Genomic DNA, 26,522 nt, shown 5'->3' on the forward strand with positions numbered 1-26,522 from the left:
GACGTCACTCGGCGTGCGGCGGCCCGGTGGTGGCCAGGCGACGGCCCGGTGGGCCCGGTGGAGTACACCGGGCCCACCGGGCCGCGCGGTCATCCCCGTTGGTAGCCGAGGAGCGTCATCATCCCCGACTCCGAGTGGTAGATGTTGTGGCAGTGCAGCATCCACAGCCCCGGGTTGTCGGCCTCGAACTCGACCGCCAGGCGCTGGCCGGGCCGCATGATCGTGGTGTCCTTGCGCGGCCCGCCGCCGGGGAGCGTGAAGCTGTGCCCGTGCAGGTGCATCGGGTGCCACATCTTGGTCCGGTTGCGGAACACCAGCCGCACCAGCTCGCCCTCCCGGATCGGATAGCGCTGCGACGGGTCGTACGTCCGCCCGTTGATCGCCCAGTCGAAGCGCTCCATGGTGCCGGTGAGCTTCATGGACAGGACGCGGTCCGGCCGCCGGGGCCGGGACCGCACGCGCTCGGCCGCCCGGAGCCGGTCCGCGGTCGTCAGCGGCCCCTCCAACTCCCGGGGGTGGACCGAGGGTTCCGGCGCCCGGCCGCTCCCGGTGCGCAGCAGGGCCAGCGCGGTCTTGTTCCGGCCCTTGCCGTCGGCGACGGCGACCAGCGGGAAGACCCCGGACCCGGCGGTGACCAGGACGTCGTAGCGCTCGGCCATGCCGATGAGCAACTGGTCGGCGCGGAAGTGCTCCACCGGGTTGCCGTCGGTGTGCGTCACCGTCATCCGGTGGCCGCCGAGCGCCACCCGGTAGGCGGTGTCGCCGCCGGCGTTGATGAAGCGGATCCGGATCCGGTCGCCGGGCCGGCAGCGGAAGGTCTCCGGGTCGGCCTTCGTACGGCCGTTGATGAGGTGGTAGGGGTAGTCCACGCTGCCCGGCATGCCGCCCAGCACGCTGCTGCGGGCGTTGGCCGGCAGCAGGCGGGAGGGCCCGTTGTGGCCGCGCCGGGGCCCGGGGCCGCCGGCGCGGAGGGTGCCGCGGGGGGCGCTACGGCTCGCCCGGGCCATCGCCGCGGCGCCCGCGGCGCCCGCGGCCGTGGCCGTGGCGGCCGTCATGCCGTGCAGGGGCAGGCCGCCCAGGCCGATGTTGCGCAGGTTCTTGTCGACGAGGTGCAGGCCCAGGTTGCCCGCGCCCGTGGGGTCCACCTTGGGGAGGATCCCGTCGAGGCCCAGGTCCTTGAGGATCGGCAGGGTCCGGGGAACCCGTTCGTCGTTGCCGATGTCGCCGTTGTGGACGTGGTGCTCGGTCCTGCCGGTCTCGTGGCTGCCGCCGTGGCTGCTGGCATGACTGCTGGCATGGCTGGTGGCGTGGTTGGTGCTCTTGCTGGTGCTCTTGCTGGTGCCGTTGGTCCTGCCGTGGCCCGCGCCGTGGCCGTCGTGGCCGGGCCCCTGGCCGTCGTGCCCCTTGCCGTGGTCGTTCGGGTGCCGGGGCGCGTCGTGCGCGTCGTGCCCGTGCCCCCCGTCCGCGTCGCGTCCGTGCCCCTCGTCCGTGTCGCGTCCGTGGTCGGAGTCGTGCCCGCCGTGATCGGAGTCGTGTCCGTCGTGGTCGCCGCCGTGCATGGAGCCCCGGCCGTGGTTCAGCTCGTTCAGCACCGCGTCCGGGTTGCTGCCGTCCACCCCGTCCAGCCAGTCGTCCAGGACGACGATCCACTCGTGGTCGTACTCCAGCGGCTCCCGCGGGTCGTCGACGATCAGCGGCGCGTAGAGCCCGCGGTCCTGTTGGACGCCGACGTGCGGGTGCATCCAGTAGGTGCCGGGCTGGGTGACCCGGAAGCGGTAGTGGAAGGAGTCGCCGGGCCGGATCGCGCGCTGGGTGACGTCGGGGACGCCGTCCATGTCGTTGCGCACCCACAGTCCGTGCCAGTGCAGCGTGGTGGACTGCGGCAGGCGGTTGAGGAAGGTCATCGACAGGGTGTCGCCCGCGGTGAGCCGGAGCACGTCGCCCGGCAGTCGGTCGCCGTACGCCCAGGTGGGGACGGTCCGGCTGCCGATGTCGATCCGGGTCTCCCGGGCTTCGAGGTGCATCCGGCGCACCCGCCCGGAGGAGTGGCGCCGGTCCTCGACGTCGGCGACCTCCGGGCCGTGCGGGTCGACGTAGCGGCCGGGCGCGATGGGGTCGTCGTGCCGACGGTCGTGCGGGCCGGGGGACGCGCCGGCGGAGGTGGCGAGCAGACCGCTGCCGGCGACCGCGATACCGGCGCCGAGCACGGCGCGGCGGGAGTGCGTATGAAAGGAATCCATGGGGTCAGCACCTCGTGGCGATGTCGGGGGCGGGGGAGCGGGGCGGCGCGGGGCCGTGGGGAGGCCGGGGTCAGCTCGTGCGGACCGAGCCTGCGGCCAGCGGCGAAGCGCCGTGGGCACCGCGGCCCGGGGGTATCGGCCACGGTCCGTGCAGCCGGTGGTCGCGCCGGGCGGCGGCCTTGCGGTGTTCACCCATCGCGGACCTCTCGACGGCCGGTGGCGTACGGACGCACCCTTGTTCCCGGGGTACCGACCCCGGAGGTGGCCCATCGCGCCGCGCTCGCCGCGTACGGTGGACCGTCTGCCTATTCTTGGTCTTCCCGCACCCCCGGCATATCCGGCATTTCGGACGCGCCGTTGGGATCACCCGAACACCAGGAAGTCCGTGAGTCCGATCAGCTCCACCGCAGACGCCCGTACCGGCATCGCCGGGCGGGCCGCCGCCGTCCTGCTGCTGCTCGGCGCGCTCGCCTACACCGCCTGGGTGCTGGAACTGGTGAGCACCACGGGCCTGGACCCGGTACGGGCGTATGTGAGCGAACTGGCCGCCGCCGATCAGCCGCTGGGCGGCCTGTTCCGCGCCACCGACCTGGTCGCCGGGCTGCTGGTGCTGGCCGGCGCGCTCACCGCGCTCGCCGCCGCCCGGCGCCGGCCCTGGACGGTGGCCGGCCTGTGCGCCCTGGCCCTCTTCGGCGCCGCCACCGTGCTGGACTCCCGGCTGCCGCTGAGCTGCGCCCCCACCAGCGACCCGGTCTGCGCCGCCCGGGAGACCGCCGGACTGGTCCCGGCCACCCACACCGCGCACGCCGTCAGCAGCACGCTCGCCATGCTCGGCGCGCTCGCCGCGCTGGTCCTGCTGACCGTCGCGGCCCGCCGCTACGGCCACTGGCCCGCGCTCGCCCGCCTGGGCCCGCCCCTGGTGCTGGCCGAACTCCTCGCCACCGTCTGGACGCTGGCGGAGGTCGCCGTCCTCACCGCGGGCCGGGACACCTGGGCGCTCGGTGTCGGCCAGCGCCTCCAGGTGCTGCTGGTCGCCCTCTACCTCGCCGTGCTCGCCGGCTGCCTGGCCCGCGGCGCCCGCCGCGGCGCCCCCGCCGTGCCCCAGGACCTGCCCCGAGGAGCCTCATGAACCCCCACAACGCCCCCGGTCGGATAGTGCGTGTCGGCGGGCTGCCGCTGCACGTGCTGAGCGAGGGCAGCGGCCCGGTCGTGGTGCTCAGCGCCGGCCTCGGGATGGCGTGGTTCGACTGGGACGCGGTCGCCGCGCTGCTCGTCCCGCACCGCACCGTCGTCCGCTTCGACCGCCCCGGCCTGGGCCTGAGCGCCCCGGCCGCGGCACCGCCGGACCTCGCCGACGAGGCCGACCGGATCGCCGGCCTCCTGGACGCCCTCGGCCACCGGGCGCCGGCCACCGTCGTCGGCCACTCGATGGCCGGCTTCCACGTCGAGGCGTTCGCCCGGCTGCACCCCGACCGGTGCGACGGACTGGTCCTCGTCGACGGCAGCGTCGAGGAGGACCCTCGGCCCCGGCTGCCGCGCGCGGTCCGCGCGGCCTGGGCGCGCGGGGCGGCCGGTGTGCTCTCCGCCGCCGGGCTGCCGCACCTCCTCGGCCCCGCCGCGCGCCGCCTGCTCACCCGCGCCGGGACGGTGGGCCGCCACGGCGGCGGGGACTGGGAGCGGGCCGGCTACCGCACCAGCCGGGTGCTGCGGGCCTGCGCCCTGGAGAACGCCGGCTACCCCTACCAGGCCGCGGACCTGGCGGAGCTGCGCCGGCACCGCCCGCTGCCGGCCGTCCCGGTGACCGTCCTGGCCGCCTACGACGGCAGCGAGTCACCGCGCCAGCTGCGCTGGCTGGCGCGGCAGCGGGCGCTCGCCGCCGAGCTGGGCGGGCGCTGCACGGTCGCCGCCCCGGCCGGCCACCTCGTCATGGCGGACGCGCCGGAGGCGGTCGCGCGGGCGGTGCTGGAGCTGCGCTGAGGGCCGTCCGTGACGGCAGGTGCGAAATGGCCGAACGCCGCCCTACGGACCGCTCAATACCGGGTCAACGGGGCCTTACGGAGCGTCCAAGACTGGGCCAAGGCGCTCGATTCCCCCGCCACCGGGAGCTGACCCTGTTCGCGGCGGGAAGGATGCCCGAAGCAAGCGAGAAGGGGGTCACGGGTCGACGGTTCTGATTCAGGCCAAGGGTGCGTAATGTGACGGTAACCCCCTGACGTGATACTGGTGGGCCGGAACGCGATGATCCCCGCGCGTGGACAGGCCAAATGACCTGCAAGGATTGGTGAACCATGGACAAGCAGCAGGAGTTTGTGCTCCGGACGTTGGAAGAGCGCGACATTCGCTTCGTCCGGCTGTGGTTCACCGACGTCCTGGGATTCCTGAAGTCGGTGGCGGTGGCCCCGGCCGAGCTTGAGCAGGCGTTCGACGAGGGCATCGGCTTCGACGGCTCGGCCATCGAGGGCTTCGCCCGGGTCTACGAGTCCGACATGATCGCCAAGCCGGACCCGGGAACCTTCCAGATCCTGCCGTGGCGCGCCGAGGCCCCGGGCACCGCCCGGATGTTCTGCGACATCCTGATGCCGGACGGCTCGCCCTCGTACGCCGACCCGCGGTTCGTCCTCAAGCGGATCCTGGCCAAGACCTCCGACCTCGGCTTCACCTTCTACACCCACCCCGAGATCGAGTTCTTCCTGCTCAAGGACAAGCCCGTGGACGGCTCCCGGCCGATCCCCGGCGACTCCTCCGGCTACTTCGACCACACCCCGCAGAACGTCGGGATGGACTTCCGCCGCCAGGCGATCACCATGCTGGAGTCGATGGGCATCTCGGTGGAGTTCAGCCACCACGAGGGCGCCCCCGGCCAGCAGGAGATCGACCTGCGCTACGCCGACGCGCTCTCCACCGCCGACAACATCATGACCTTCCGGCTGGTGATGAAGCAGGTCGCGCTGGAACAGGGCGTGCAGGCCACCTTCATGCCCAAGCCGTTCTCCGAGTTCCCGGGCTCGGGCATGCACACCCACCTCTCCCTCTTCGAGGGCGACCGCAACGCCTTCCACGAGTCGGGCTCGGAGTACCAGCTCTCCAAGGTGGGACGCTCCTTCATCGCCGGCCTGCTCAAGCACGCCGGCGAGATCTCCGCCGTCACCAACCAGTGGGTCAACTCCTACAAGCGCATCTGGGGCGGCGCCAACCGCACCGCGGGCGCCGGCGGCGAGGCCCCCTCGTACATCTGCTGGGGCCACAACAATCGCTCCGCCCTCATCCGCGTCCCGATGTACAAGCCCGGCAAGATGGGCTCCACCCGCGTCGAGGTCCGCTCGGTCGACTCCGGCGCCAACCCCTACCTGGCCTACGCCGTCCTGCTCGCGGCCGGCCTGAAGGGCATCGAGCAGGGCTACGAACTCCCGGCCGGCGCCGACGACGACGTGTGGGCGCTGTCCGACTCCGAGCGCCGGGCGATGGGCATCGAGCCGCTGCCGCAGAACCTCGGCGAGGCCATCGAGCTGATGGAGCGCAGCGAACTGGTCGCCGAGACCCTCGGCGAGCACGTCTTCGACTTCTTCCTGCGCAACAAGAAGCAGGAGTGGGAGGAGTACCGCTCCGAGGTCACCGCCTTCGAGCTGCGGAAGATGCTGCCGGTGCTGTAGGGCCTGGACCAGCCCCTGTGTCCGAGCCGACCCGCCACCGAGAGGCCGCCCCATGGCACTACCCGCTCCGCAGGGACGGCGGAGCAGCACCTTCACCCGGCTGCTGAGGCACGGTTTCACCGATCCTTCGGCGGCCGGCACGCTGCTCGACGCCCCCGAACTCGCCCCCGTACGCGACGACTCGGTGCTCCTGGAGGCGCTGGGCGCCACCCCCGACCCCGACCTGGCGCTGCGCGGCCTGGTGCGGCTGGTGGAGGCGCTGTCGCCGGCGGAGCGGCAGGAGCTGCTGGCCACCGTCGCCGCCGCCAAACCGCTGCGCGACCGGCTGCTGGGCGTCCTCGGCGCGTCCGAGGCGCTCGGCGACCACCTGGTCCGGCACCCGGGGGACTGGCGGTCGCTGGTCACCTACGAGTCGGTCGATCTGCACCCGACCACACCGGAGTTCGAGCAGGCGCTCGCCGACGGCGTCTGGGGCGAGCGGGGCGCCGACCGGCCGCGGGCGGACGCCCTGCGCGCCGCCTACCGCCGCAGCCTGCTGGGCATCGCGGCCCGCGACGTGTGCGGCACCACCGACGTCGCGGAGGCCGCGGCGGAGCTCGCCGACCTGGCCACCGCCACCGTCCGCGCCGCCCTGGAGATCGCCTATGAGGAACAGCCCGGCGACGCCGCGCAGTGCCGGCTGGCGGTCATCGGCATGGGCAAGTGCGGCGGCCGGGAGCTGAACTACGTCTCCGACGTGGACGTCATCTTCGTCGCCGAGCCGCGGGAGGGCGCCGAGGAGGCCAAGGCGCTCCAGGCCGCGACCCGGCTCGCCTCCCGGATGATGCGGCTGTGCTCGGACAGCACCGTCGAGGGCACCATCTGGCCGGTGGACGCCAATCTGCGCCCCGAGGGCCGCAACGGGCCGCTGGTGCGCACCCTGACCAGCCACCTCGCGTACTACCAACGGTGGGCCAAGACCTGGGAGTTCCAGGCGCTGCTCAAGGCCCGCCCGATGGCCGGCGACCTGGCGCTGGGCCAGGAGTACGTCGATGCGCTGTCGCCGATGGTGTGGGACGTCGCCGAGCGGGAGAACTTCGTCACCGACGTCCGCCAGATGCGCCGCCGGGTCGTGGCGAACATCCCCGCCGCCCAGGTCGACCGGGAGCTCAAGCTCGGCCCCGGCGGGCTGCGGGACGTCGAATTCGCCGTCCAGCTCCTCCAGTTGGTGCACGGCCGCACCGACGCCACGCTGCGCAGCGCCACCACCCTGGACGCCCTGGCGGCGCTCGCGGCCGGCGGCTACGTGGGCCGCCAGGACGCCGCCGCGCTCGACGCCGCCTACCGCTTCCTGCGCACCCTGGAGCACCGGATCCAGCTGTTCCGGCTGCGCCGCACCCATCTGATGCCCGAGGACGAGTCCGAACTCCGCCGTCTGGCACGGTCGTTGGGGCTGCGCACCGAGCCGGTCGAGTCGCTGCGCCGGGAGTGGAAGTGGCACGCCCGCGAGGTGCGCCGACTGCACGAGAAGCTCTTCTACCGGCCGCTGCTGGACGCCGTCGCCCACCTCGAACTGGGCGAGGCCCGGCTGTCCGCGAAGGCCGCCGGGCACCGCCTGGAGGCCCTCGGCTACGCCGACCCGGTCGCCGCGCTGCGGCACCTGGAGGCGCTGGCGTCCGGGGTGACTCGCAAGGCGGCGATCCAGCGGACGCTGCTGCCGGTGCTGCTCGGCTGGTTCGCGGACTCCGCCGACCCGGACGCCGGTCTGCTGGGCTTCCGCAAGGTCTCCGACGCGCTCGGCAAGACCCCCTGGTACCTGCGGCTGCTGCGCGACGAGGGCGCCGCGGCGGAGAACCTCGCCCGGGTGCTGTCGGCCGGCCGGCTCGCCCCCGACCTGCTGCTGCGCGCCCCCGAGGCGGTGGCCCTGCTGGGCGCCGCCGACGGGCTCCAGCCGCGCGGCCGGGCCGCCCTGGAGCAGGAGGTGCTGGCCGCGGTCGGCCGCGCGGAGGGCGCCGAGGCGGCGGTGGCGGTGGCCCGCGGGGTGCGCCGCCGGGAGCTGTTCCGGACCGCGGCGGCGGACATCATCGGCGCGTACGGCACCGAGTCCAGCCCCGCCGAGACCGACCACGGCCACGCCGTCGACGCGGTCGGCTCGGCGGTCTCCGACGTCAACGCCGCGACCCTGGCCGGCGCCCTGCGGGCCGCGGTCCGCGAGCACTGGGGCGACACCCTGCCCACCCGGTTCACGGTGATCGGCATGGGCCGCTTCGGCGGCCACGAGCTGAGCTACGGCTCGGACGCCGACGTGCTGTTCGTCCACGAGCCGCGCGAGGGCGCCGACGAGCAGGAGGCCGCCAAGGCCGCCCACGCGGTCGCCAACGAGATGCGCCGGCTGCTCCAGCTCCCCTCCTCCGACCCGCCGCTGCCGATCGACGCGGACCTGCGCCCGGAGGGCCGGTCGGGCCCGCTGGTGCGCACCCTCGCCTCGTACGCGGCGTACTACCGGCGCTGGTCGCTGGTGTGGGAGGCGCAGGCGCTGCTGCGCGCCGAGCCGGTGGCCGGCGACGCGGAGCTGGGGCAGCGGTTCGTCGAGCTGATCGACCCGCTGCGCTACCCGGCCGAGGGGCTGGGCGAGGACGCGGTCCGCGAGATCCGCCGGCTCAAGGCGCGGATGGAGTCCGAGCGGCTGCCCCGCGGCGCGGACCCGACCACCCACGCCAAGCTGGGCCGCGGCGGGCTGAGCGACGTGGAGTGGACGGTCCAGCTGTTCCAGATGCGGCACGGCTGGGAGCTGCCCGGACTGCGCACCACCCGCACCCGGGACGCGCTGGCCGCCGCGCACGCCGCCGGGCTGATCGGCACCGACGAGGCCCGGACGCTGGACGAGGCGTGGGTGCTGGCGGCGCGGGTGCGCAACGCGGTGATGCTGGTGCGCGGCCGGCCCGGCGACACCTTCCCGGCGGACGGCCGGGAGCTGGCGGCGGTCGGCCGCTACCTCGGCTACGAGGAGGGGCACGTCGGCGAGATGGTCGACGACTACCGGCGGATCACCCGCCGGGCCCGGGCCGTCGTCGAGGAACTGTTCTACGGGGCCTGACCCCACCGGCGCCCCGGGCCGGCCCACGGTCCGCCCGGGGCCGCCGCCGCACCGTACACGGGGTCACGCCCCGCGCGAGGTCACGCCTTGCGGAGGGTCACGCCTTGAGGGGGCCGAGCTCGGCCGCCCCCACGTACCGCGCCAGCCGGTGCGGCAGCCGCCCGTACCACGCGCAGGCCAGCGCGTAGCCGAACGCCAGGCACAGCACCCCGCCCAGCGCGTCCAGCCAGAAGTGGTTGGCGGTGGAGACGATCACCGTCAGCGTCGTGGCCGGGTAGAGCAGCCCCAGCGCCTTGGCCCACACCGGCTTCGCCAGCAGCGCGATGGTGATGCCGCACCACAGCGACCAGCCGATGTGCATCGACGGCATCGCGGCGTACTGGTTGGACATCGACGCGAGGTTCCCGGACGCCATGGAGCCCCAGGTGCCGTGCTCGATGACGGTGTCGACGAAGCCGCCGTCCGGCATCAGCCGGGGCGGCGCGAGCGGGTAGAAGTAGTAGCCGACCAGGGCGACGCCGGTGGTCGCGAAGAGCGCGAGCCGGGCCGCCGCGTACCGCCCGGGATGCCAGCGGTAGAGCCAGATCAGCACCCCGATCGTCACGATGAAGTGCAGCGTCGCGTAGTAGTAGTTCATCGAGACGATCAACCAGGTCACCGAGTTCACGGCGTGGTTGACGGTGTGCTCGACGGCGATGCCCAGGGCGTGCTCGGCCTGCCAGATCCAGTCGGCGTTCCGCAGCGCCTTGTCCTTCTGCTCGGGCACCGCGTTGCGGATCATGGAGTAGGTCCAGTAGCTGACCGCGATCAGCAGGATCTCGAACCAGAGACGGGGTGAGCGCGGGGTCCGCAGCCGGGCCAGTCGCCCCCTGTCGACCGGACGCTTCGTGTGCTCCCCGCTGGCTGGCGGGGCGGCCTGCAGGTCGTCCAATGTCCTCACATGCGCATCACCCATAGGCAGACAGTCTGCCAGAAAGGGTTTCGCGGCCGATCATCCTCCGGTCGGGTGAGGGACACCTCATATCGACCTTCAGGAGGACGGGCAATCCCCTAGGGGACGACCCGGGAGGCCCGCAGCGGCCGGGGCACCTTCGCCGCGCCGGGCGCCGCCTTCGGCGCCGACGCGGTCGAACCCCGCACCACCAGCTCGGGGTGGAAGACGAACTCGCTGGGCGGCGCCGGGGTGCCCCCGATCTCCTCCAGCAGCGCCCGGACCGCCGCCTGCCCCATGGCCTGGACGGGCTGCCGGATCGTCGTCAGCGGCGGGTCGGTGAACGCGATCAGCGGCGAGTCGTCGAAGCCCACCACGGACATCTCCCGCGGCACGTCCAGCCCGCGCTGCCGGGCGGCCCGGATCGCTCCCAGCGCCATCATGTCGCTGGCGCACACGATCGCCGTCGCGCCCCGCTCGATCAGCGCGGCGGCCGCGGCCTGGCCGCCCTCCAGGGTGTAGAGCGAGTGCTGGACGAACGGCTCCGCCTCCGCCGCGTCCATGCCGAGCCGCTCCTGGGCGCAGCGGAGGAACCCCTCGATCTTGCGCTGGACCGGCACGAACCGCTTCGGCCCGACCGCCAGCCCGATCCGCCGGTGCCCCAGCGCGGTGAGATGGGTCACCGCCAGCTCCACCGCGGCCCGGTCGTCGGGGGAGACGAACGGCGCCCGCACCTTGTCGGAGAAGCCGTTGATGAGGACGAAGGGCACGCCCTGGCCGCGCAGCTGCTCGTAGCGCCCCATGTCGGCGGAGGTGTCGGCGTGCAGTCCGGAGACGAAGATGATGCCGGCCACCCCGCGGTCCACCAGCATCTCGGTGAGCTCGTCCTCGGTGGAGCCGCCCGGGGTCTGGGTGGCCAGCACCGGGGTGTAGCCCTGGCGGGTCAGGGCCTGCCCGATCACCTGGGCGAAGGCCGGGAAGATCGGGTTCTCCAGCTCCGGGGTGATCAGCCCGACCAGCCCCGCACTGCGCCGCCGCAGGCGGACCGGTCGCTCGTAGCCCAGTACGTCGAGGGCGGCAAGCACGGACTGGCGGGTGGTGGCGGAGACGCCGGGCTTCCCGTTGAGAACCCGGCTGACGGTGGCCTCGCTGACACCCGCCTGTGCTGCGATATCGGCCAGCCGGGCGGTCATGACGTGGACTGTACCGGTCGCATGTCAGATTGCCCACCAGCTGCAGCTGTCCCCGGGCAGCACCGCCGACCCGTCGCCGACCGCCACCGGCGCGGTGCCGAGCAGCAGTTCCCCGGGCAGCGGGATCTCGGTGTCCTGACCGCGGGTGTTGACGGTGCACAGCACCCCGGGCCGGCGGAACGCCAACACGCCCTCGGGGGCGGGCTGCCACGTCATCTCCCCGTCGCCCAGGCCCGGCAGACGGCGGCGCAGCTCCAGCGCGTCGCGGTAGAGCTCCAGGGTCGAGGACGGGTCGCCGGCCTGTGCCGCGACGCTCAGCCGGCCCCAGTCAGCGGGCTGCGGCAGCCAACTGCCGCCCGGCCCGAAGCCGTACGGCGGCAGCTCGCCGGACCAGGGCAGCGGCACCCGGCAGCCGTCCCGGAAGCCGTCCTGGCCGCTGGCGCCGGAACAGCCGTCGGCCGCCTGCCCGTCGCCGCCGAGCCGGCCGCGGAAGAACGCCGGGTCCTGACGCACCTCGGCGGGCAGGTCGGTGACCTCGGGCAGGCCGAGTTCCTCGCCCTGGTAGAGGTAGGCCGAGCCGGGCAGCGCCAGCATCAGCAGGGTGGCGGCGCGGGCCCGGTCCAGGCCGCCGCCGAGGCGGGTGGTGTGCCGGACGACGTCGTGGTTGGAGAGCACCCAGGTGGTGGGCGCGCCGACGGCCACGGTGGCGGTCAGCGAGGAGTCGATGACCCCGCGCAGCGCCTCGGCCTCCCACGGGGTGGTCAGGAACTGGAAGTTGAACGCCTGGTGGAGCTCGTCCGGGCGGACGTAGAGGGCCAGCCGCTCGGCGGTGGGCGCCCATGCCTCGGCGACCCCGATCACCTCCTTGTCGTTGGCCTCGCCGTAGGCGTCCAGCAGCCGGCGCCAGGCGCGGTGGATGGCGTGCACGCCGTCCTGGTCGAAGAAGGGCAGGATCTGGCTGCCGATCAGTCGGGCCTGTTCGCCGTGGCCGATGTCGGGCAGTCCGGCTGCCTTGACCATGCCGTGGGCGACGTCCACGCGGAACCCGTCCACGCCCAGGTCCAGCCAGAAGCGCAGGATGGCGGCGAACTCCTCGTGCACCTCGGGCCGCTCCCAGTCCAGGTCGGGCTGTTCGGGCGCGAAGAGGTGCAGGTACCAGTCGCCGCGGTCGGTGCGGGTCCAGGCGGGGCCGCCGAAGACCGACTCCCAGTCGTTGGGCGGCAGTTCGCCGTGCTCACCCTTGCCGGGCCGGAAGACGTAGCGCTGTCGGGCCAGGTCCGGGTCCTGGAACCAGGGGTGGCGGTCGGAGGTGTGGTTGGGGACGATGTCCACGATCACCCGCAGGCCCAGCGCGTGCGCGGTGCCGATCAGGTCGTCGGCGTCCTGGAGGCTGCCGAAGAGCGGGTCGACGGCGCGGTAGTCGGCGACGTCGTACCCGCCGTCGGCCTGCGGCGAGGCGTAGAACGGGGTGAGCCAGACGGCGTCCACGCCCAGGTCCTTGAGGTAGGGGAGCCGGTCGCGCGCCCCGCGCAGATCGCCGACGCCGTCTCCGTCGCTGTCGGCGAAGGACCGGACGTAGACCTGGTAGATGACGGCGTCGCGCCACCATCCCTGGCCTCGGTCGGATCCGGCGGCCTGGGGGGCGGGGCTGGGGGAAGTGAGCTCCTGGGTCATCTGCCGTCCCTGTCAGGTCATGAGGCGAAGGTGCTTCCACGAAGTCAACGCTCCAAGGGGCGGCGGGTGACGGTGCGCCAGGGGCTCGGGGGGTTCCGTTCCGGCCAGCGCACCGCAACTCCTTCCAGAATTCTTGCAGAAAAGTCTCGCAACATCTTTCGGTTTGTTTTCGGCGCTGTTACGTTCCAGACCGCCAACCGAGGCTTTCCCTAAGGAGTTCACATGCGGCGTGGCATACGTGGCGCTCTCGCCACCGCGCTGGTAGCGGGCCTGGCACTGGCGGCGACGGGATGCGGGAGCGGGGGTGACGGCGGCGGCGCGGCCGGAGGTGAACTGTCCGGAACCGTTACCTTCTGGGACACCTCCAACGACGCCGAGAAAGCCACGTACCGGAAGCTTGCGGAGGGTTTCCAGAAGGAGCACCCCAAAGTCCACGTCTCCTATGTGAACGTCCCCTTCGGCGATGCCAACGCCAAGTTCAAGAACGCCGCGGGCGGCGGCGCCGGTGCCCCCGACGTGATGCGCACCGAGGTCGCCTGGGTCGCCGACTTCGCCAACCTCGGCTACCTCGCCCCGCTCGACGGCACCCCGGCCCTGGACAACACCGGCGACTACCTCCCGCAGGCCGTCGGCTCGACCAGGTTCGGCGGCAAGACCTATGCCGCGCCGCAGGTCATCGACACCCTCGCGCTCTTCTACAACAAGCAGCTCCTTCAGGACGCCGGCGTCGCCGTCCCCAAGAACGTCACCGAACTCGCCGCCGCCGCCCGGAAGATCAAGGAGAAGACCGGCGCCACCGCCCTCTACCTGCGCGGCGACGACCCCTACTGGTTCCTGCCCTACCTCTACGGCGAGGGCGGCGACATGGTCGACGCGGCCCACAAGAAGGTCACCATCGACAGCGCCGCCGGCGTCCGCGCGCTGCGCACCATCAAGCAACTGGTGGACTCCAAGGCCGCCGTCACCGACGCCACCGACGGCCAGGAGAACCAGCTCAAGGCCCTCAAGGACGGCACCGTCGCGATGGCGATCGACGGCCCCTGGGACATCGAGGGCGCCCGCGCCGGCAAGGCGTTCCAGGACAAGGGCAACCTCGGCGTCGCCCCCGTCCCCGGCGGCAGCACCGCCCAGGGCTCCCCGCAGGGCGGCTGGGACCTCTCCGTCTACGCCGGCAGCAAGAACCTCCAGGCCGCCTACGCCTTCGTGAAGTACATGAGCTCGGCGAAGGTCCAGCAGGAGACCACCGACAAGCTCAGCCTGCTGCCCACCCGCAAGTCCGTCTACGACGTCCCGGCGGTCAAGCAGAACGAGATGGTCGCGTTCTTCAAGCCCGCCGTCGACGGCGCCGTGCAGCGCCCCTGGATCGCCCAGGGCAACTCCCTCTTCGAACCGCTCAAGGTCCAGATGAACAAGGTGCTCACCGGCGCCGCCACGCCCGAGCAGGCCGCCAAGGCCGTCGGGGACGCCTACCGGAAGCTGCTCAAGGACTACACGTGACGCTCACCGCCCGGATCCGCCGGGCGTTCGGCACCCACTGGTACGCCTGGACGATGGTGGCCCCGGTCGTCCTCGTCATCGGCGTCATCATCGGGATACCCCTCGTCCGCGGCGTCTACCTCTCCCTGACCGACGCCAACGAGGCCAATGTCGAGCGCTCGATCGGCATGAACCACCTCCCCGCCACCTACCACTTCACCGGCCTGGACAACTACCGGGCGGTGCTGGCCGACGGCGTCTTCTGGGACCGCCTCGGCTGGACCGTGGTGTGGACCGTCGGCTGTGTCTCCCTCACCTTCCTCACCGCCCTCGCACTGGCCAACCTGCTCAACCGCCGGATGCGCGGCCGCACCTTCTACCGCCTGGCGCTGATCCTGCCCTGGGCCATCCCCGCCTTCGTCTCCGTCTTCACCTGGCGGATGCTCTACAACGAGAAGAACGGCATCCTCAACAAGCTGCTGTCCGGCGGCGGCCTCGACGCCGTGCCCTGGCTCAACGACCCGACCTGGGCCAAGCTCTCGGTCATCGCGGTCAACGTCTGGCTGGGCGTGCCGTTCATGCTCGTCGCGCTGCTCGGCGGGCTTCAGTCCATCCCCGGCGAGCTCTACGAGGCCGCCGAGATGGACGGCGCCGGCGCCTGGCAGCGCTTCCGCCACATCACCGTGCCCGGTCTGCGCGCGGTCAGCGGCACCGTGATCCTGCTCTCCACCATCTGGACGTTCAACATGTTCCCGGTGATCTTCCTGCTCACCAGGGGCGGACCCGGCGACGCCACCGAGATCCTGGTGACCTACGCCTACCGCCTCTCCTTCGTGGACAGCCCCCGCAACTTCTCCGCCTCCGCGACCTGGGGCATGGTCATCCTCGCCGTCCTCGCCCTCGTCGCCGTCGGCTACCGCCGGGCGCTGCGCAAGCAGGGAGAGGTGTGGTGACCATGGCGCGCACACGCTCCGAACGGCACTGGTCGGCCTCGGTCGGACTGCACCTGGCCCTGGTGCTCGCCGCCGTCGTCGCGGTCTTCCCGCCGCTGTGGCTGCTGGTGACCTCCTTCAAACCCAAGAACGACGCCTTCACCACCAGCCTCGTCACCCACTTCACCCTCGACAACTACACCCACGTCCTGACCGGCACCTCCTTCCTCACCTGGTTCGGCAACTCCGTGGTCGTCGTCGCCCTGACCACCGTCATCGGGGTCTTCACCGCCGCCACCACCGGCTACGCCGTCAGCCGCTTCCGCTTCCCCGGCATGCGCCCGCTGCTGTGGCTGCTGCTGATCACCCAGATGTTCCCGGTCGCGGTGCTGATCGTGCCGCTGTACAACCTGCTCGCCTCCCTCGGCCTGCTCAACCAGCCGCTCGGCCTGGTCCTCACCTACCTCACCATCGCCGTCCCGTTCTGCGCCTGGATGATGAAGGGCTTCTTCGACACCATCCCGGTGGAGATCGACGAAGCGGGCCGGGTGGACGGCCTCACCCCCTTCGGCACCTTCTGGCGACTGGTCCTCCCGCTCGCCCGCCCCGGCCTGGCCGTCACCGGCTTCTACACCTTCGTCACGGCCTGGGCCGAGGTCGCCTACGCCTCCGCCTTCATGACCGGCGAGGACAACCTCACCCTCGCCGGCGGGCTCCAGACCTTCGTCAACCAGTACAGCAACGACTGGGGTTCGATGACCGCCGCCGCCGTGATCATCGCCGTGCCGGCCGCGCTCGTCTTCGCCTTCGCCCAGCGCCACCTCGTCGCCGGACTGACCGCCGGCACCACCAAGGGATGACATGACCCGACAGCCCGACGCCCCCTCCGACACCGCCCCGTACGGGCGCCCCGGACCCGGCGACACCTCCACCGCGGCGGCCACCGAGTGGTGGCGGGACGCCGTGATCTACCAGATCTATCCGCGCAGCTTCGCCGACGGCAACGGCGACGGCATGGGCGACCTGCCCGGTATCCGCGGGCGCCTCGCCCACCTGCGCGACCTGGGCGTGGACGCCGTCTGGCTGAGCCCCTTCTACGCCTCCCCGCAGGCCGACGCCGGCTACGACGTCGCCGACTACCGCGCCACCGACCCCCTCTTCGGCACCCTCGGGGACGCCGAGGCGGTGATCCGCGAGGCCCACGACCAGGGTCTTCGCCTCATCATCGACATCGTCCCCAACCACTGCTCCGACCAGCACGCGTGGTTCCGCCGCGCGGTCGCCGAGGGGCCCGGCTCGGTCCTGCGCGAGCGCTTCCACTTCCGCAAGGGCCGCGGGGACAACGGCGAACTCCCGCCCAACGACTGGGAGTCCGTCTTCGGCGGCCCCGCCTGGACCCGCCTCCCCGACGGCGAGTGGTACCTGCACCTCTTCGCCCCCGAACAGCCCGACTTCAACTGGGACCACCCGGCCGTCCAGGACGAGTTCCGCTCCATCCTGCGCTTCTGGCTGGACCTGGGCGTGGACGGCTTCCGGGTGGACGTCGCCCACGGCATGGTCAAGGCCCCCGGGCTGCCCGACATCGGCCACGGCGAACAGGCCCGGCTGATCGGCAGTCAGATCCTGCCCTTCTTCGACCAGGACGGCGTGCACGCCGTCTACCGCTCCTGGCGGGCGATCCTCGACGAGTACCCGGGGGAGCGGATCGGCGTCGCCGAAGCCTGGGCGCCCACCCTCGAACGCCTCGCCCGCTACGTCCGCCCCGACGAACTCCACCAGGGCTTCAACTTCCACTATCTGAACACCGATTGGGACGCAGGCGCGCTGCGCGCCGCCGTCGACGCCTCCCTCTCCGCCCTGGGCGCCGTCGGCGCACCGGCCACCTGGGTCCTGTCCAACCACGACGTCGTGCGCCACCGCACCCGCCTCGGCGGCGGCCTGGACCGGGCCCGCGCCGCCACCCTGCTGATGCTGGCGCTGCCCGGCTCCGCCTACCTCTACCAAGGCGAGGAACTCGGCCTGCCCGAGGTCACCGAGCTGCCCGACGAGGTCCGCCAGGACCCGTCCTTCTTCCGCGACAGCGGCCAGGACGGCCTCCGCGACGGCTGCCGCGTACCGCTCCCGTGGAGCGGCACGGAACCGCCGTACGGCTTCGGCGCCGGCGACACCTGGCTGCCCCAGCCCGACGACTGGGCGACGCTCACCGTCCAGGCCCAGACCGGCGACCCGCACTCCACCCTGGAGCTGTACCGCAGCGCACTGGCGGTGCGCCGGTCCCACCCCGGCCTCGGCGCGGGGGACGCGGTCGAGTGGCTGCCCGCCCCCGAGGGCGTGCTGGCCTTCCGCCGCCCCGGCGGGCTGATCTGCACGGTGAACACCACGGCGGAGGCCGTGCGGCTGCCACTGCCGCCCGTCCGCCGACTGCTCTCCTCCCGGGCTCCGTTCACCGGCCCCACGCCGACCGGGCCGTCCGCCGCGCCGGTGCGGGAGATTCCCGCGGACACCACGATCTGGTGGGCGGAGTGACCCGTCCGGCACCCCGGCCCACCCCGCGCCTCTCCGACATCGCCGCCCAGGCGGAGGTCAGCGAGGCGACCGCCAGCCGTGTCCTCAACGGCCGGGCGGGCGTGGCGGCGGGCACCCGTCAGCGGGTGCTCGCCGCGCTCGACGTCCTCGGCTACGAACGCCCGGTCCGGCTGCGGCGGCGCAGCGCCGGCCTGGTCGGCCTGGTCATCCCGGAGCTGACCAACCCGATCTTCCCGGCCTTCGCCCAGGTCATCGAGCAGTGCCTGGCGGGACAGGGCTACACACCGGTCCTGTGCACCCAGATGCCGGGCGGAGCCACCGAGGACGAGCTCGTCGAGCAGTTGGAGGAGCGCGGCGTCACCGGCATCGTCTTCCTGTCCGGGCTGCACGCCGACACCGCCGCCGACCCCTCCCGCTACACCCGCCTGACCTCCCGGGGCGTGCCCTACGTCCTGATCAACGGCTACAACGACCGGGTCGACGCGCCCTGTGTCTCGCCCGACGACCACGCCGCGGCCCGGATGGCCGTGCGCCACCTCGTCGAACTGGGCCACGAGCGCATCGGGCTGGCCGTCGGCCCGGCCCGCTACGTGCCCTCCCGCCACAAGGCGGAGGGCTTCACGGCGGCCCTTACGGAGTCGTTCGGCCTGCGGAGGGGCAGGCCGAACGACTCGTCCAGCACACCCTGTTCAGCGTCGAGGGCGGCCACGCCGCGGCCGCCGCCCTGCTCGACGACGGCTGTACGGGCATCGTCTGCGGCAGCGACCTGATGGCGCTGGGCGTGGTGCGCGCGGCCCGGCAGCGGGGGATCGACGTCCCCGGCGAGCTCTCCGTCGTCGGCTTCGACGACTCCCCGCTGATCGCCTTCACCGCCCCGCCGCTGACCACCATCCGGCAGCCGGTGCAGGCGATGGCGACCGCCGCGGTGGGCGCGCTGATCGAGGAGATCCAGGGGAACCCCGTCCAGCGCACGGAGTTCGTCTTCCAGCCGGAACTGGTCGTACGGGGTTCTACCGGCCCTGGGCGGCGGCGTACGTGACGAACGCCGCCCAGCCGGCCGCCGGCACCGCGAGCCGGGGCCCGTCCTTGTCCTTGGAGTCCCGGATGTGGACGGTGGTGGGGCAGGCGGCGATTTCTATGCAGTCGCCGGAGCTACCGCTGCTGTAGCTCGACTTGCGCCAGGAGAGGGCGACTTCTACGCAGTCGTCGCCCGAGCTGCCGCTGTAGCTGCTCTTGAACCAGGTCAGTTCGGGGGTGCTCATAGCGCTCCTCGGATCTGCTTCAGCAGGCTCCCGGAGTCTTCGGGGGTGAGAGCCTGTGAAAGCAGTTTCGCATAGCGCATGTAGAGGACGCTGATCGTCTGTGGGTCGGTGATGAACTGGCTGCTTTCCTGGCCTTCGCAGTAGCCGAACCACTGGTTGTCCGGCGTCTCAAGCAACCGCATCGGTCCGTCCAACCCGGGGTGGACCCCCCGCTCCAGCGGCATCACCTGCACTTCCACGTTCCGGAGCGTCATGCACTCCAAGACGTGGTCGATCGCTCCCCGGACGGTGTCCGCCCCGCCGGTCGGGCGCCTGAGGACATGCTCGTCGATGACGAAGCTGAAGGTCGTGTTCGGCCGGTCCCGCAGCAGTTTCTGCCGCTCCAGACGGGCGGCCACCTGCGTCTCGACCTCCTCCTCGGACAGCAGCGGGACGCGGTTCTCGAACAGCGTCCGCGCGTACGGCTCCGACTGTAAAAGCCCAGGAACCAGGCGGCATTCGTAGGTGTAGAGATTGATCGCCTGCTTCTCCAGCTCCGCCCACTCCCGGAACCACCGCGCCAGCCCCGGCTGCTTCGACAGCCGCTTCGCCGCCTTGCGCAGCACGCCGTTCGCGCCCAGCACCTCCTCCGAGCGGTCGATGAACTTCTTCGAGGGGAGGCGTCGGCCCTGCTCGACGGAGCCGATGTAGTGCGCCGAGTACCGGAGCACCGGCGCCAGGGCCTCCTGGGTGAGTCCCGCGTTCTCGCGGAACCCTTGATAGACGGCACCGAAGGTCCGCAGACTGCCGGAGGGCTCGGGCTTGCCGCCGTCGTAGGCGTCGGTGCTGCTGCTGTCTTCCATGTCGGGTACTCCCGATGTCATTGGTGCTGACGACCCCGCAAGTCACCCATGGTCACGACCCGTTACCCGACCCGTCCACGTACTGCACTCGTACAGGTTCCGAAGTACGACCTGAGTTCCTGGCGTACGAGGCTGCTGACCAGCACCGTTGCCCCCATGTCAGTCCAAGTAGCAGCCCCCGCACACATGTTCACGCAGCGCTTCAGTGCCACCCGGCGGGGTGCTCGCCTCGCGCGCTATCTCGCCGTTCAGCAACTCGACGTGTGGGGCTTTCCGTACGGCGGCGAGGTCTCGGACAGCGCCGCCGCCATCGTCGGCGAACTCGCCGCGAACGCGGCCACCCACGGGCGGGTGCCTGGGCGGGACTTCGAGCTGCGGCTGGTGAAGCTGCCGGGCCCGGGGCGGTCGGGCACCCTGGTGATCGACGTCGCCGACACCCGGACGGAGCGGCGCCCACCGGCCCCGGGTGCGCTCGTTCCGCCGTCGCCCGACTCCGAGACCGGCCGTGGGCTGATCGTCGTCGCCGCGCTCGCGACCAGCTGGACCGTCCTCGACCGGCCCCCAGTCGGCAAGATCGTCCGGGCTGCTCTCGAACTGCCGGAGAGGTGAGGCGCCGCCGTCTCAGGCGGCTGGACGGCGTGCGTGGAAGACGCCCCAGCGCAGCAGGCCGCGACCGGCGATGTCCGCCCACAGGGGGAGATTGGCCAGCAGCTCGTCCACGTAGGCCGGGCTGATGACGTTCCGCAGCTCGGCCGCGCGTCGGTGGACCTCCTCGTCCAGGCGCGCGTAGTGGGTGGCGATGTCCGGGGTGCGGTCCTCGAAGTCGAGGGCGTCGAGGCCGAGTTCGCAGAGCCGCTCCAGATAGAAGGTCGGTGTCGCCGGGGTCTCCACGCCCAGGCGGGAGAACGCGGGCCGTACCGCCTCGGCGGGGGCCTCCTCGGCCGCCATGATGTCCGAGAAGACCAGGGCGCCGCCCGGTTTCAGTACGCGTACGGCCTCGCGCAGGGCGCCCTCCCGGTCCGCCACATGGCACAGCACCTCCAGGGACCAGGCGACGTCGAACCGCTCGTCCTCGTAGGGCAGGTCGTTGAGGGAGCCGGTGGTGACCTCGATCAGGCCGTCCAGCCCGCGTCGGGCGTTGGCCGCACGGTGGCGCCGGTTGTGCTCCTCGCTGAGGTCGAGGGCGACGACGTGGCAGCCGAAGCGGGCGGCCAGCGCGCGGGACGAACCGCCGTATCCGGAGCCGAGGTCGAGCACGGTGGCGTGCGGGCCGAGCAGGTCCGCGGCCTTGTCGGCGGCGCGCTCGACGGTGCGGTGCGAGGCGTCCGCGATCGGCTCGTCGTCCTTGGCGTAGATGCCGATGTGGATGTCCTCGCCGCCCCACACGGCGTCGTAGAAGGCGTCGACGTCGCCGGTGTCGTAATAGCCGCGGGTCGCGGCGTCGTGGTGCTGGTGCGGGGTGCTGCCGTGGGTGTTCTCGGAGGCATTGATCATGACGAGGGGATTCCCTGCCGCGGCCCGGGCAATTCGCCCTGCCTGCCCGATGGGTGACTATGCGCCAACGGGCGTCGTCTGGCGGCCGGTCCGGGCGGCCGGGCGCGTAGGACCCACCGCGTGGTGGGCCTCCGGTCGGCCGGACCGGCTCGCCTGGGAACGTAACACCGTTGCAATCTCTTGCGAAAGGTCTTGCAGCAAGCGTTCTCCGCGACTAGAACCAGGGGCCATGCCCTCCACCGCGCACCGCGCCCGCCGCCGGATCGCCGCCGTCCTCGCCCTGCTGGCCGGCGCCACCGCGCTCGCCCTCCCGCCGCAGCCCCGGGCCCAGGCGGCCCCCTCCGGCCGGGAGGTACGCCAGACGCAGGCGGCGTGAGGAGACGCCCTTGAGAGAGTTGACGAGCTTGGTGACGGCGACCTTGGGTGGGAAGTTCACCAACAGGTGGACATGGTTGGTCTTGCCGTTGAACTCCACCGGCTCGCACTCGAAGTCCGCGCAGACCGACCGCGTGATCTCCTCCATCCCCACCAGGTGATCGTCCGTGAACACGTTGTGCCGGAACTTTGTCACGAAGACCACGTGCGCATGCATCACGAAGCACAGTGGCGACCGGTTCTGATCTCCTGCATCTCTCCCACAACCCAAGTGCGTACGGTGGCTCTCATGCAGCTTCGGTACAGCTTTCGCCTGTACCCGAATCACGCCCAACGCGGCGCGTTGGCAAGGGCATTCGGGTGCGCCCGCGTCGTGTTCAACGACGCCGTGCGCGCCCGCGAGGACGCCAGAGCGGTGGGAGGTCCGTTCCCGAAAGCCGGGGAGTTGTCCACGCGCCTGATCACCCAGGCCAAGCAGACCGAGGCCCGCTCATGGCTGGGCGAGGTCTCCGCGGTCGTGCTCCAGCAGTCCCTGCGCGATGCCGAGACGGCCTACAAGAACTTCTTCGCCTCCCTCAAGGGCGAGCGCAAGGGGCCCAAACTGGGGGCGCCGAGGTTCAAGTCCCGTAAGGATGCCCGGCAGTCGATCCGGTTCACTGCCAACGCCCGCTGGTCGGTCACCGACAGCGGACGACTCAGTCTGCCGAAGATCGGGCCGGTCAAGGTGAAGTGGTCGCGCATCCTGCCCACCACCCCCACCTCCGTCACCGTGATCAAGGACGCGGCCGGGAGGTACTTCGCATCCTTCGTCATCGACACCGACCCGGCTGCCGACGCCGCCCGGACGCCCGACAGTGACCAGAGTGTCGGCATCGACCTCGGGCTGACGCACTTCGCGATCCTCGACGACGGCACGAAGATCGACTCTCCGCGGTTCCTGCGCCGCGCGGAGAAGAAGCTGAAGAAGGCCCAGCGGGAGCTGTCCCGCAAACAGAAGGGATCTAAGAACCGGGAGAAGGCCCGCCTGAAGGTCGCCCGTGCGCATGCCCAAGTCGCCGACGCGCGCCGTGAATTTCACCACCAGCTCTCCACGAAGCTGATCCGCGAGAACCAAGCCATCGGCGTGGAAGACCTGGCGGTGAACGCACTGGCGCGCACCCCGCTGGCCAAGAGTGTGCACGATGCGGGCTGGTCACAGTTCGTGGCCATGCTCGTCTACAAGGCCGACCGGTACGGACGCACGCTGATCAAGATCGGCCGGTTCGTGCCGACCAGCCAGACCTGCTCGCACTGCGACCACGTGGAGGGGCCCAAACCCCTTCACATCCGGGAATGGACCTGCCCCGCCTGCGGGGCCCTCCTCGACCGGGACATCAACTCCGCACGCAACGTGAAAAAGGCCGCCGGACTGGCGGAATCGGCCTGTGGAGCGCCGATAAGACCAGAATCCGTTCTGGCACAGCGCAACGAAGCAGGAAGCCACGGATTCCCTCCCAAAGCCAGTGCCGCCTAGCGGCACAGGCTTTGGGAGGGAAGGCCAGAATCCTCAGGCTTCAGCCCGAGGAGCAAGTCAACTGGTCACCGTCTGGGCCCCGGGCGCCGGCCGGACTGTCACCAACGCGGTCACCGACCCGTACGCTACCGTCCTGACCGCCGACTCCGCCCGCAACCTCGTCATCGACCTCGCCGACCTCAAGCTCGCCCCCAAGGGCTGGACGACGCTGCGTAAACCCGCGCCGGTACCGCTGCGTCGGGCCCGTATCCAGGAACTGCACATCCGAGACTTCTCCATCGAGGACCCCACCTCCCACCACCCCGGCCAGTACCTCGCCTTCGCCGACACCGACTCTGCAGGCATGCGGCACCTGGCGGCCCTCGCCACGGCCGGCACCTCCCACGTCCACCTGCTGCCGGCCTTCGACTTCTCTTCCGTCCCCGAACGCCGCGCCGACCAGCAACGCCCCGACTGCGACCTGTCCGCCCTGCCCGCAGACTCCGAGCGCCAACAGGAGTGCGTGGCGAGGACGGCCGACCGGGACGGCTACAACTGGGGCTAGGGCCTGTCGTCAAATCCCCGTCGTCAAATCCCCGTCGTTCGCCCGGAGGGCGGGCCTCGCGGCGTCTGGTGCGTGCGATCTCAAGGCGGAGGGTCATCCCGGTACCGGGCGTACCGGGATGAGCCCGACAACGCAGAGAGCGTGCGTGCCAGACGCCGCGAGGCAGGCGGGAGTTTGAAGACAGGCCCTAGCCCACCCGCTTCTCCAGCAGCGTCACCCCGTACCGGCTCCCCCCGCCCCCGTCCTTGGACGACTGCTCTCCCACGACCGCATAGCCCGCGCCCTCGTAGTACGGCCGCAGCCGCGGATTGCTCGTCATGCAGTCCAGCCGTGCCCAGGTCCGCCCCGACTCCGCGATCCGCCGCTCGGCCCGGTCCAGCATCGCCCGCCCGGTCCCCGCCGGTGCGCACGCGCGGTCCACCATCAGCCGGTGCACATACCCCGCCACCGGCGGCTGCGACCCCCAGGCCGGCTCGTCCTCCCACCACAGCTCGAAGCCGCCGACGACCCGGCCGGCGGCCTCCGCCAGCCAGACCTCGCCCTGCGCGATCCGCCGCCGGAAGTGCTCCTCGTCCTTGCCGCCGGGCTTCCACTGGTCTATGCCGTGCTCCACCATCCAACGGGCCGCCGCGTCATAGAGGCCGACCAGAACGGCCGGGTCGTCCCCCGCCTCGGCCAGCCGGTACGTGATCTCGTCCATGCCCGGGATTGTGCCGCAGCCCGGGCCCGGCCCGGTCGGCGGCCCGGCGTCACACGGGCTGCGGGAGCTCCAGCAACCGCCCCACCAGATCAGCGAACATCCCGTCGGCGGGCTCGTCCGCCAGCATCCGGCGCACCACCTGCGCCATCTCCTGGTCGTACGCGGCGCTGACCGCCGCCAGCGCGGCGAAGTCGTGCACCAACTGCCGCTCCAGCTCCGCGCGCGGCACCCGGCGGCCGTCCAGCCACAGCAGCGCCGTGGTCTCGGCGAGCGAGATCCAGGAGCGGACCACCAACTCCAGCCGTGGCGAGGGGTCGTGGGCGTCCACGTCGAGATGGCTGAGGATCTGCGTGTAGGCGGCCTGCCGCACGCCGTCGATCAGCGCGCTCGTCCGGGTCGAGCCGATCGCCGGCCCGCCGCGCATCAGCGCCGAGAAGCCGGGCCCGTGCTCCTCCACGAAGGCGAAGTACCGCTCCATGACGCGCAACAGCCGGGCGCCCAGCGGGCCTTCGCGCGGTTCCACGAACCGGGCCGTGAGCTCGTCCGCGGCGCGCCGCAGCGCCGCCTCGTAGAGCTGCTGCTTGCCCGGGAAGTAGTGGTAGACCAGCGGCCGCGATATGCCGGCCGCCTCGGCGATCTCGTCGATCGAGACGTCCTCGGGGGAGCGGTGGCTGAAGAGGCCGAGCGCAACGGCGATCAACTGCTCCCGTCGCTCCTCGACCCCCATCCTGCGGCGTGCCCCGGTCGTCATGGGCTCACCCTAACGACCGGCCGCACACCGGCACCACCGCCCGAACGCCCCCTCCTCCGGCGGGCGGGCGGCCGGTGTCCGCCCGCCCGCGGCCGGATTCACAGGTCCAGGACCAGCCCCGACCCCGGCTTCGCCCGGGAGACGCAGATCAGCAGCGAGTCCGCGCGTTCCGCGTCCGTCAGGAGTTCGTCGCGGTGCGCCACCTCGCCGGCCAGCACGCGCTGCTGGCAGGTGCCGCAGAAGCCCTGCTCACAGGAGTACGGCAGGTCCGGCAGGGCCTCCTCGCGGAGCGCGCGCAGCACACTGGTGCCGGCCGGGACCGTCACGCTGCGGCCGGTCCGCCGCAACTCCACCTCGAACGCCACGTCCTCGCCGGGCCCGGCCCCCGCCTCGGACGCCGCCGGGGCGAAGCGCTCCGTGTGCAGCGTGAGGCCCGCCGGCCCGTGGGGAAGCAGGGTGGCCACGGCGTCCATCAGGGGCTCGGGGCCGCAGCAGTACACGGCGGTGTGCGGGGGCGCGTCGGCGAGCGCCGCGGCCAGGTCGGGCCGGCCCTCCTCGTCCTCCGCGACCACCGTCGACCGTCCGCCACCGGACGCGGCGGCGCCCCCGGCCAGCTTCTCGACCTCCGCCAGGAACGGCATCGACGCCCGCGACCGCCCCGCGTACAGCAGCCGCCAGGGCACCCCCTCCGCCTCGGCCTGCCGCACCATCGGGAGGATCGGGGTGATGCCGATGCCGCCCGCTATGAAGAGGTAGGCGTGGTGGTCCTCCAGGGGGAAGCGGTTGCGGGGCCCGTGCACCTCCACCGTCGTGCCGGCCCGGAGCGCCTCGTGCACCTCCCGCGACCCGCCCCGGCCGTCCTCGATCAGCCGGACCGCGACGGTGTACGACCCGCCGTCCGCCCGTACGGCGTCGGCCGGTTCGCCGCACAGCGAGTACTGCCGCACGGCGCCCGAGGGCAGGACGAGATCGAGGTGCGCGCCCGGTTCCCAGGCGGGGAGCCGGTCGCCCTCCAGGCGGAGGGTCACCACCCCCTCGGCGGCCTCGGTCCGTTCGGCCACCCGCAGGCGCAGCGGGGACGGTCGCCCCTGCTCCGGGGACGGCTCGGCCTCCCGGCGCGCGCTCCAGGACGTCGCCCGGGCCGCCTCCCGGCCCCTCCCGGAGACCGGCTGCTCCAGCGCGGGCAGCGGCCACAGCGGCGACCGTCGGATCCGCCGCCGCAGGGCCCGCCGGACCACCAGGGCGGTGCCGGCGACCACCAGCACGGTACCGAGGCGCGGCAGGCCCTTGCGGGACGGGTCGAGGCGGCCGACGGACGGGGAAACACGGACAGGCGCGGACAC

Annotated in this window: 20 protein-coding genes and 3 pseudogenes; 12 read left to right on the forward strand and 11 right to left on the reverse strand. The window is 72.3% G+C overall.

Features of this window, described 5'->3' with window-relative positions:
- Positions 1-89: 89 nt before the first annotated feature.
- The gene (locus MOV08_RS29185) at positions 90-2,240 is read right to left on the reverse strand and encodes a multicopper oxidase domain-containing protein (protein ID WP_275309485.1); all 2,151 of its coding nucleotides are present in this window, start codon (positions 2,238-2,240) and stop codon (positions 90-92) included.
- 385 nt (positions 2,241-2,625) lie between these two features.
- Between MOV08_RS29185 and MOV08_RS29190 the strand changes: the two genes are divergently transcribed.
- The 4 genes from MOV08_RS29190 (at position 2,626) to MOV08_RS29205 (ending at position 8,966) form a co-directional block, all read left to right on the forward strand.
- On the forward strand, positions 2,626-3,369 hold the full coding sequence (locus MOV08_RS29190; RefSeq protein ID WP_275309486.1) for a DUF998 domain-containing protein: 744 nt from the start codon (positions 2,626-2,628) through the stop codon (positions 3,367-3,369).
- Positions 3,366-4,217, forward strand: coding sequence for an alpha/beta fold hydrolase (locus tag MOV08_RS29195; protein ID WP_275309487.1), 852 nt, complete (start codon positions 3,366-3,368; stop codon positions 4,215-4,217). Before MOV08_RS29190 ends, MOV08_RS29195 begins: the two co-directional genes overlap by 4 nt.
- A gap of 311 nt (positions 4,218-4,528) precedes the next feature.
- Entirely contained in the window at positions 4,529-5,890 is a 1,362-nt protein-coding gene (gene glnA / locus MOV08_RS29200; RefSeq protein WP_039637122.1) for a type I glutamate--ammonia ligase, read from the forward strand.
- 52 nt (positions 5,891-5,942) lie between these two features.
- Positions 5,943-8,966, forward strand: coding sequence for a bifunctional [glutamine synthetase] adenylyltransferase/[glutamine synthetase]-adenylyl-L-tyrosine phosphorylase (locus MOV08_RS29205; RefSeq protein WP_275309488.1), 3,024 nt, complete (start codon positions 5,943-5,945; stop codon positions 8,964-8,966).
- Between the two features lie 97 nt (positions 8,967-9,063).
- Here MOV08_RS29205 and MOV08_RS29210 read toward each other — a convergent pair whose 3' ends face one another.
- The 3 genes from MOV08_RS29210 to MOV08_RS29220 all read right to left on the reverse strand — a co-directional run bounded on the left by MOV08_RS29210 (position 9,064) and on the right by MOV08_RS29220 (position 12,764).
- On the reverse strand, positions 9,064-9,921 hold the full coding sequence (locus tag MOV08_RS29210) for a phosphatase PAP2 family protein (RefSeq protein ID WP_275309489.1): 858 nt from the start codon (positions 9,919-9,921) through the stop codon (positions 9,064-9,066).
- Positions 9,922-10,016: 95 nt separating this feature from the next.
- Positions 10,017-11,090 (reverse strand): LacI family DNA-binding transcriptional regulator, encoded by a 1,074-nt coding sequence (locus MOV08_RS29215; protein WP_275309490.1) that lies wholly within the window; start codon positions 11,088-11,090, stop codon positions 10,017-10,019.
- Positions 11,091-11,114: 24 nt separating this feature from the next.
- Entirely contained in the window at positions 11,115-12,764 is a 1,650-nt protein-coding gene (locus tag MOV08_RS29220; RefSeq protein WP_275309491.1) for a glycoside hydrolase family 13 protein, read from the reverse strand.
- 222 nt (positions 12,765-12,986) lie between these two features.
- Here MOV08_RS29220 and MOV08_RS29225 point away from each other — a divergent pair, with 222 nt between their 5' ends.
- The 5 genes and pseudogenes from MOV08_RS29225 to MOV08_RS29245 all read left to right on the forward strand — a co-directional run bounded on the left by MOV08_RS29225 (position 12,987) and on the right by MOV08_RS29245 (position 18,737).
- Positions 12,987-14,261 carry an extracellular solute-binding protein gene (locus tag MOV08_RS29225; protein ID WP_275309492.1) on the forward strand — a complete coding sequence of 425 codons (1,275 nt, stop codon included), beginning with the start codon at positions 12,987-12,989 and terminating at the stop codon, positions 14,259-14,261.
- Positions 14,258-15,193, forward strand: coding sequence for a carbohydrate ABC transporter permease (locus tag MOV08_RS29230; protein WP_420834225.1), 936 nt, complete (start codon positions 14,258-14,260; stop codon positions 15,191-15,193). The genes MOV08_RS29225 and MOV08_RS29230 overlap by 4 nt, the downstream gene beginning before the upstream one ends.
- Before the next feature lie 2 nt (positions 15,194-15,195).
- Positions 15,196-16,032 carry a sugar ABC transporter permease gene (locus MOV08_RS29235; protein WP_073447852.1) on the forward strand — a complete coding sequence of 279 codons (837 nt, stop codon included), beginning with the start codon at positions 15,196-15,198 and terminating at the stop codon, positions 16,030-16,032.
- A gap of 1 nt (position 16,033) precedes the next feature.
- The gene (locus MOV08_RS29240) at positions 16,034-17,698 is read left to right on the forward strand and encodes a glycoside hydrolase family 13 protein (protein ID WP_275309493.1); all 1,665 of its coding nucleotides are present in this window, start codon (positions 16,034-16,036) and stop codon (positions 17,696-17,698) included.
- Positions 17,695-18,737: pseudogene (locus tag MOV08_RS29245) on the forward strand (LacI family DNA-binding transcriptional regulator). The gene MOV08_RS29240 and the pseudogene MOV08_RS29245 overlap by 4 nt, the downstream one beginning before the upstream one ends.
- Here the strand turns inward: MOV08_RS29245 and MOV08_RS29250 are convergent.
- Positions 18,709-18,960: a DUF397 domain-containing protein gene (locus MOV08_RS29250; RefSeq protein ID WP_275309494.1), complete on the reverse strand. Its 252-nt coding sequence runs from the start codon at positions 18,958-18,960 to the stop codon at positions 18,709-18,711. The pseudogene MOV08_RS29245 and the gene MOV08_RS29250 sit on opposite strands and share 29 nt — an antisense overlap.
- Complete coding sequence (locus MOV08_RS29255; protein ID WP_275309495.1) at positions 18,957-19,802, reverse strand: helix-turn-helix domain-containing protein; 846 nt, start codon at positions 19,800-19,802, stop codon at positions 18,957-18,959. Before MOV08_RS29255 ends, MOV08_RS29250 begins: the two co-directional genes overlap by 4 nt.
- Before the next feature lie 156 nt (positions 19,803-19,958).
- Here MOV08_RS29255 and MOV08_RS29260 point away from each other — a divergent pair, with 156 nt between their 5' ends.
- Positions 19,959-20,411 carry an ATP-binding protein gene (locus tag MOV08_RS29260; RefSeq protein WP_275309496.1) on the forward strand — a complete coding sequence of 151 codons (453 nt, stop codon included), beginning with the start codon at positions 19,959-19,961 and terminating at the stop codon, positions 20,409-20,411.
- Positions 20,412-20,423: 12 nt separating this feature from the next.
- Here MOV08_RS29260 and MOV08_RS29265 read toward each other — a convergent pair whose 3' ends face one another.
- Both MOV08_RS29265 and tnpA read right to left on the reverse strand, forming a co-directional pair.
- Positions 20,424-21,296, reverse strand: a complete 873-nt coding sequence (locus tag MOV08_RS29265) for an SAM-dependent methyltransferase (protein ID WP_275309497.1) — start codon at positions 21,294-21,296, stop codon at positions 20,424-20,426.
- Positions 21,297-21,510: 214 nt separating this feature from the next.
- Positions 21,511-21,935, reverse strand: a pseudogene (tnpA, locus tag MOV08_RS29270) (IS200/IS605 family transposase).
- 25 nt (positions 21,936-21,960) lie between these two features.
- On the opposite strand from tnpA, the gene MOV08_RS29275 reads away from it, so the two are divergent.
- Together MOV08_RS29275 and MOV08_RS29280 are read left to right on the forward strand one after the other, a co-directional pair.
- Positions 21,961-23,184: an RNA-guided endonuclease InsQ/TnpB family protein gene (locus MOV08_RS29275; RefSeq protein WP_275309499.1), complete on the forward strand. Its 1,224-nt coding sequence runs from the start codon at positions 21,961-21,963 to the stop codon at positions 23,182-23,184.
- Between the two features lie 64 nt (positions 23,185-23,248).
- A pseudogene (locus MOV08_RS29280) lies at positions 23,249-23,725 on the forward strand (pullulanase-type alpha-1,6-glucosidase); the annotation flags it as partial.
- A gap of 190 nt (positions 23,726-23,915) precedes the next feature.
- Here the strand turns inward: MOV08_RS29280 and MOV08_RS29285 are convergent.
- From MOV08_RS29285 to MOV08_RS29295, 3 genes are all read right to left on the reverse strand, one after another.
- Complete coding sequence (locus MOV08_RS29285) at positions 23,916-24,428, reverse strand: GNAT family N-acetyltransferase (RefSeq protein WP_275309500.1); 513 nt, start codon at positions 24,426-24,428, stop codon at positions 23,916-23,918.
- Positions 24,429-24,477: 49 nt separating this feature from the next.
- On the reverse strand, positions 24,478-25,179 hold the full coding sequence (locus tag MOV08_RS29290; protein ID WP_275309501.1) for a TetR/AcrR family transcriptional regulator: 702 nt from the start codon (positions 25,177-25,179) through the stop codon (positions 24,478-24,480).
- A 98-nt stretch (positions 25,180-25,277) separates the two neighbouring features.
- Positions 25,278-26,522 (reverse strand): PDR/VanB family oxidoreductase, encoded by a 1,245-nt coding sequence (locus MOV08_RS29295; protein WP_275309502.1) that lies wholly within the window; start codon positions 26,520-26,522, stop codon positions 25,278-25,280.

Source organism: Streptomyces yunnanensis (assembly GCF_029011865.1).
Classification (GTDB): Bacteria; Actinomycetota; Actinomycetes; order Streptomycetales; family Streptomycetaceae; genus Streptomyces; species Streptomyces yunnanensis.

Bases quoted from the DNA above. Each gene is read 5' to 3' on its own strand.
- MOV08_RS29185 (WP_275309485.1), bottom strand. From the start codon at position 2,240: ATGGATTCCTTTCATACGCACTCCCGCCGCGCCGTGCTCGGCGCCGGT.
- MOV08_RS29195 (WP_275309487.1), top strand. From the start codon at position 3,366: ATGAACCCCCACAACGCCCCCGGTCGGATAGTGCGTGTCGGCGGGCTG.
- glnA (WP_039637122.1), top strand. From the start codon at position 4,529: ATGGACAAGCAGCAGGAGTTTGTGCTCCGGACGTTGGAAGAGCGCGAC.
- MOV08_RS29205 (WP_275309488.1), top strand. From the start codon at position 5,943: ATGGCACTACCCGCTCCGCAGGGACGGCGGAGCAGCACCTTCACCCGG.
- MOV08_RS29210 (WP_275309489.1), bottom strand. From the start codon at position 9,921: ATGGGTGATGCGCATGTGAGGACATTGGACGACCTGCAGGCCGCCCCG.
- MOV08_RS29215 (WP_275309490.1), bottom strand. From the start codon at position 11,090: ATGACCGCCCGGCTGGCCGATATCGCAGCACAGGCGGGTGTCAGCGAG.
- MOV08_RS29220 (WP_275309491.1), bottom strand. From the start codon at position 12,764: ATGACCCAGGAGCTCACTTCCCCCAGCCCCGCCCCCCAGGCCGCCGGA.
- MOV08_RS29225 (WP_275309492.1), top strand. From the start codon at position 12,987: ATGCGGCGTGGCATACGTGGCGCTCTCGCCACCGCGCTGGTAGCGGGC.
- MOV08_RS29235 (WP_073447852.1), top strand. From the start codon at position 15,196: ATGGCGCGCACACGCTCCGAACGGCACTGGTCGGCCTCGGTCGGACTG.
- MOV08_RS29240 (WP_275309493.1), top strand. From the start codon at position 16,034: ATGACCCGACAGCCCGACGCCCCCTCCGACACCGCCCCGTACGGGCGC.
- MOV08_RS29250 (WP_275309494.1), bottom strand. From the start codon at position 18,960: ATGAGCACCCCCGAACTGACCTGGTTCAAGAGCAGCTACAGCGGCAGC.
- MOV08_RS29255 (WP_275309495.1), bottom strand. From the start codon at position 19,802: ATGGAAGACAGCAGCAGCACCGACGCCTACGACGGCGGCAAGCCCGAG.
- MOV08_RS29260 (WP_275309496.1), top strand. From the start codon at position 19,959: ATGTCAGTCCAAGTAGCAGCCCCCGCACACATGTTCACGCAGCGCTTC.
- MOV08_RS29265 (WP_275309497.1), bottom strand. From the start codon at position 21,296: ATGATCAATGCCTCCGAGAACACCCACGGCAGCACCCCGCACCAGCAC.
- MOV08_RS29275 (WP_275309499.1), top strand. From the start codon at position 21,961: ATGCAGCTTCGGTACAGCTTTCGCCTGTACCCGAATCACGCCCAACGC.
- MOV08_RS29285 (WP_275309500.1), bottom strand. From the start codon at position 24,428: ATGGACGAGATCACGTACCGGCTGGCCGAGGCGGGGGACGACCCGGCC.
- MOV08_RS29290 (WP_275309501.1), bottom strand. From the start codon at position 25,179: ATGACGACCGGGGCACGCCGCAGGATGGGGGTCGAGGAGCGACGGGAG.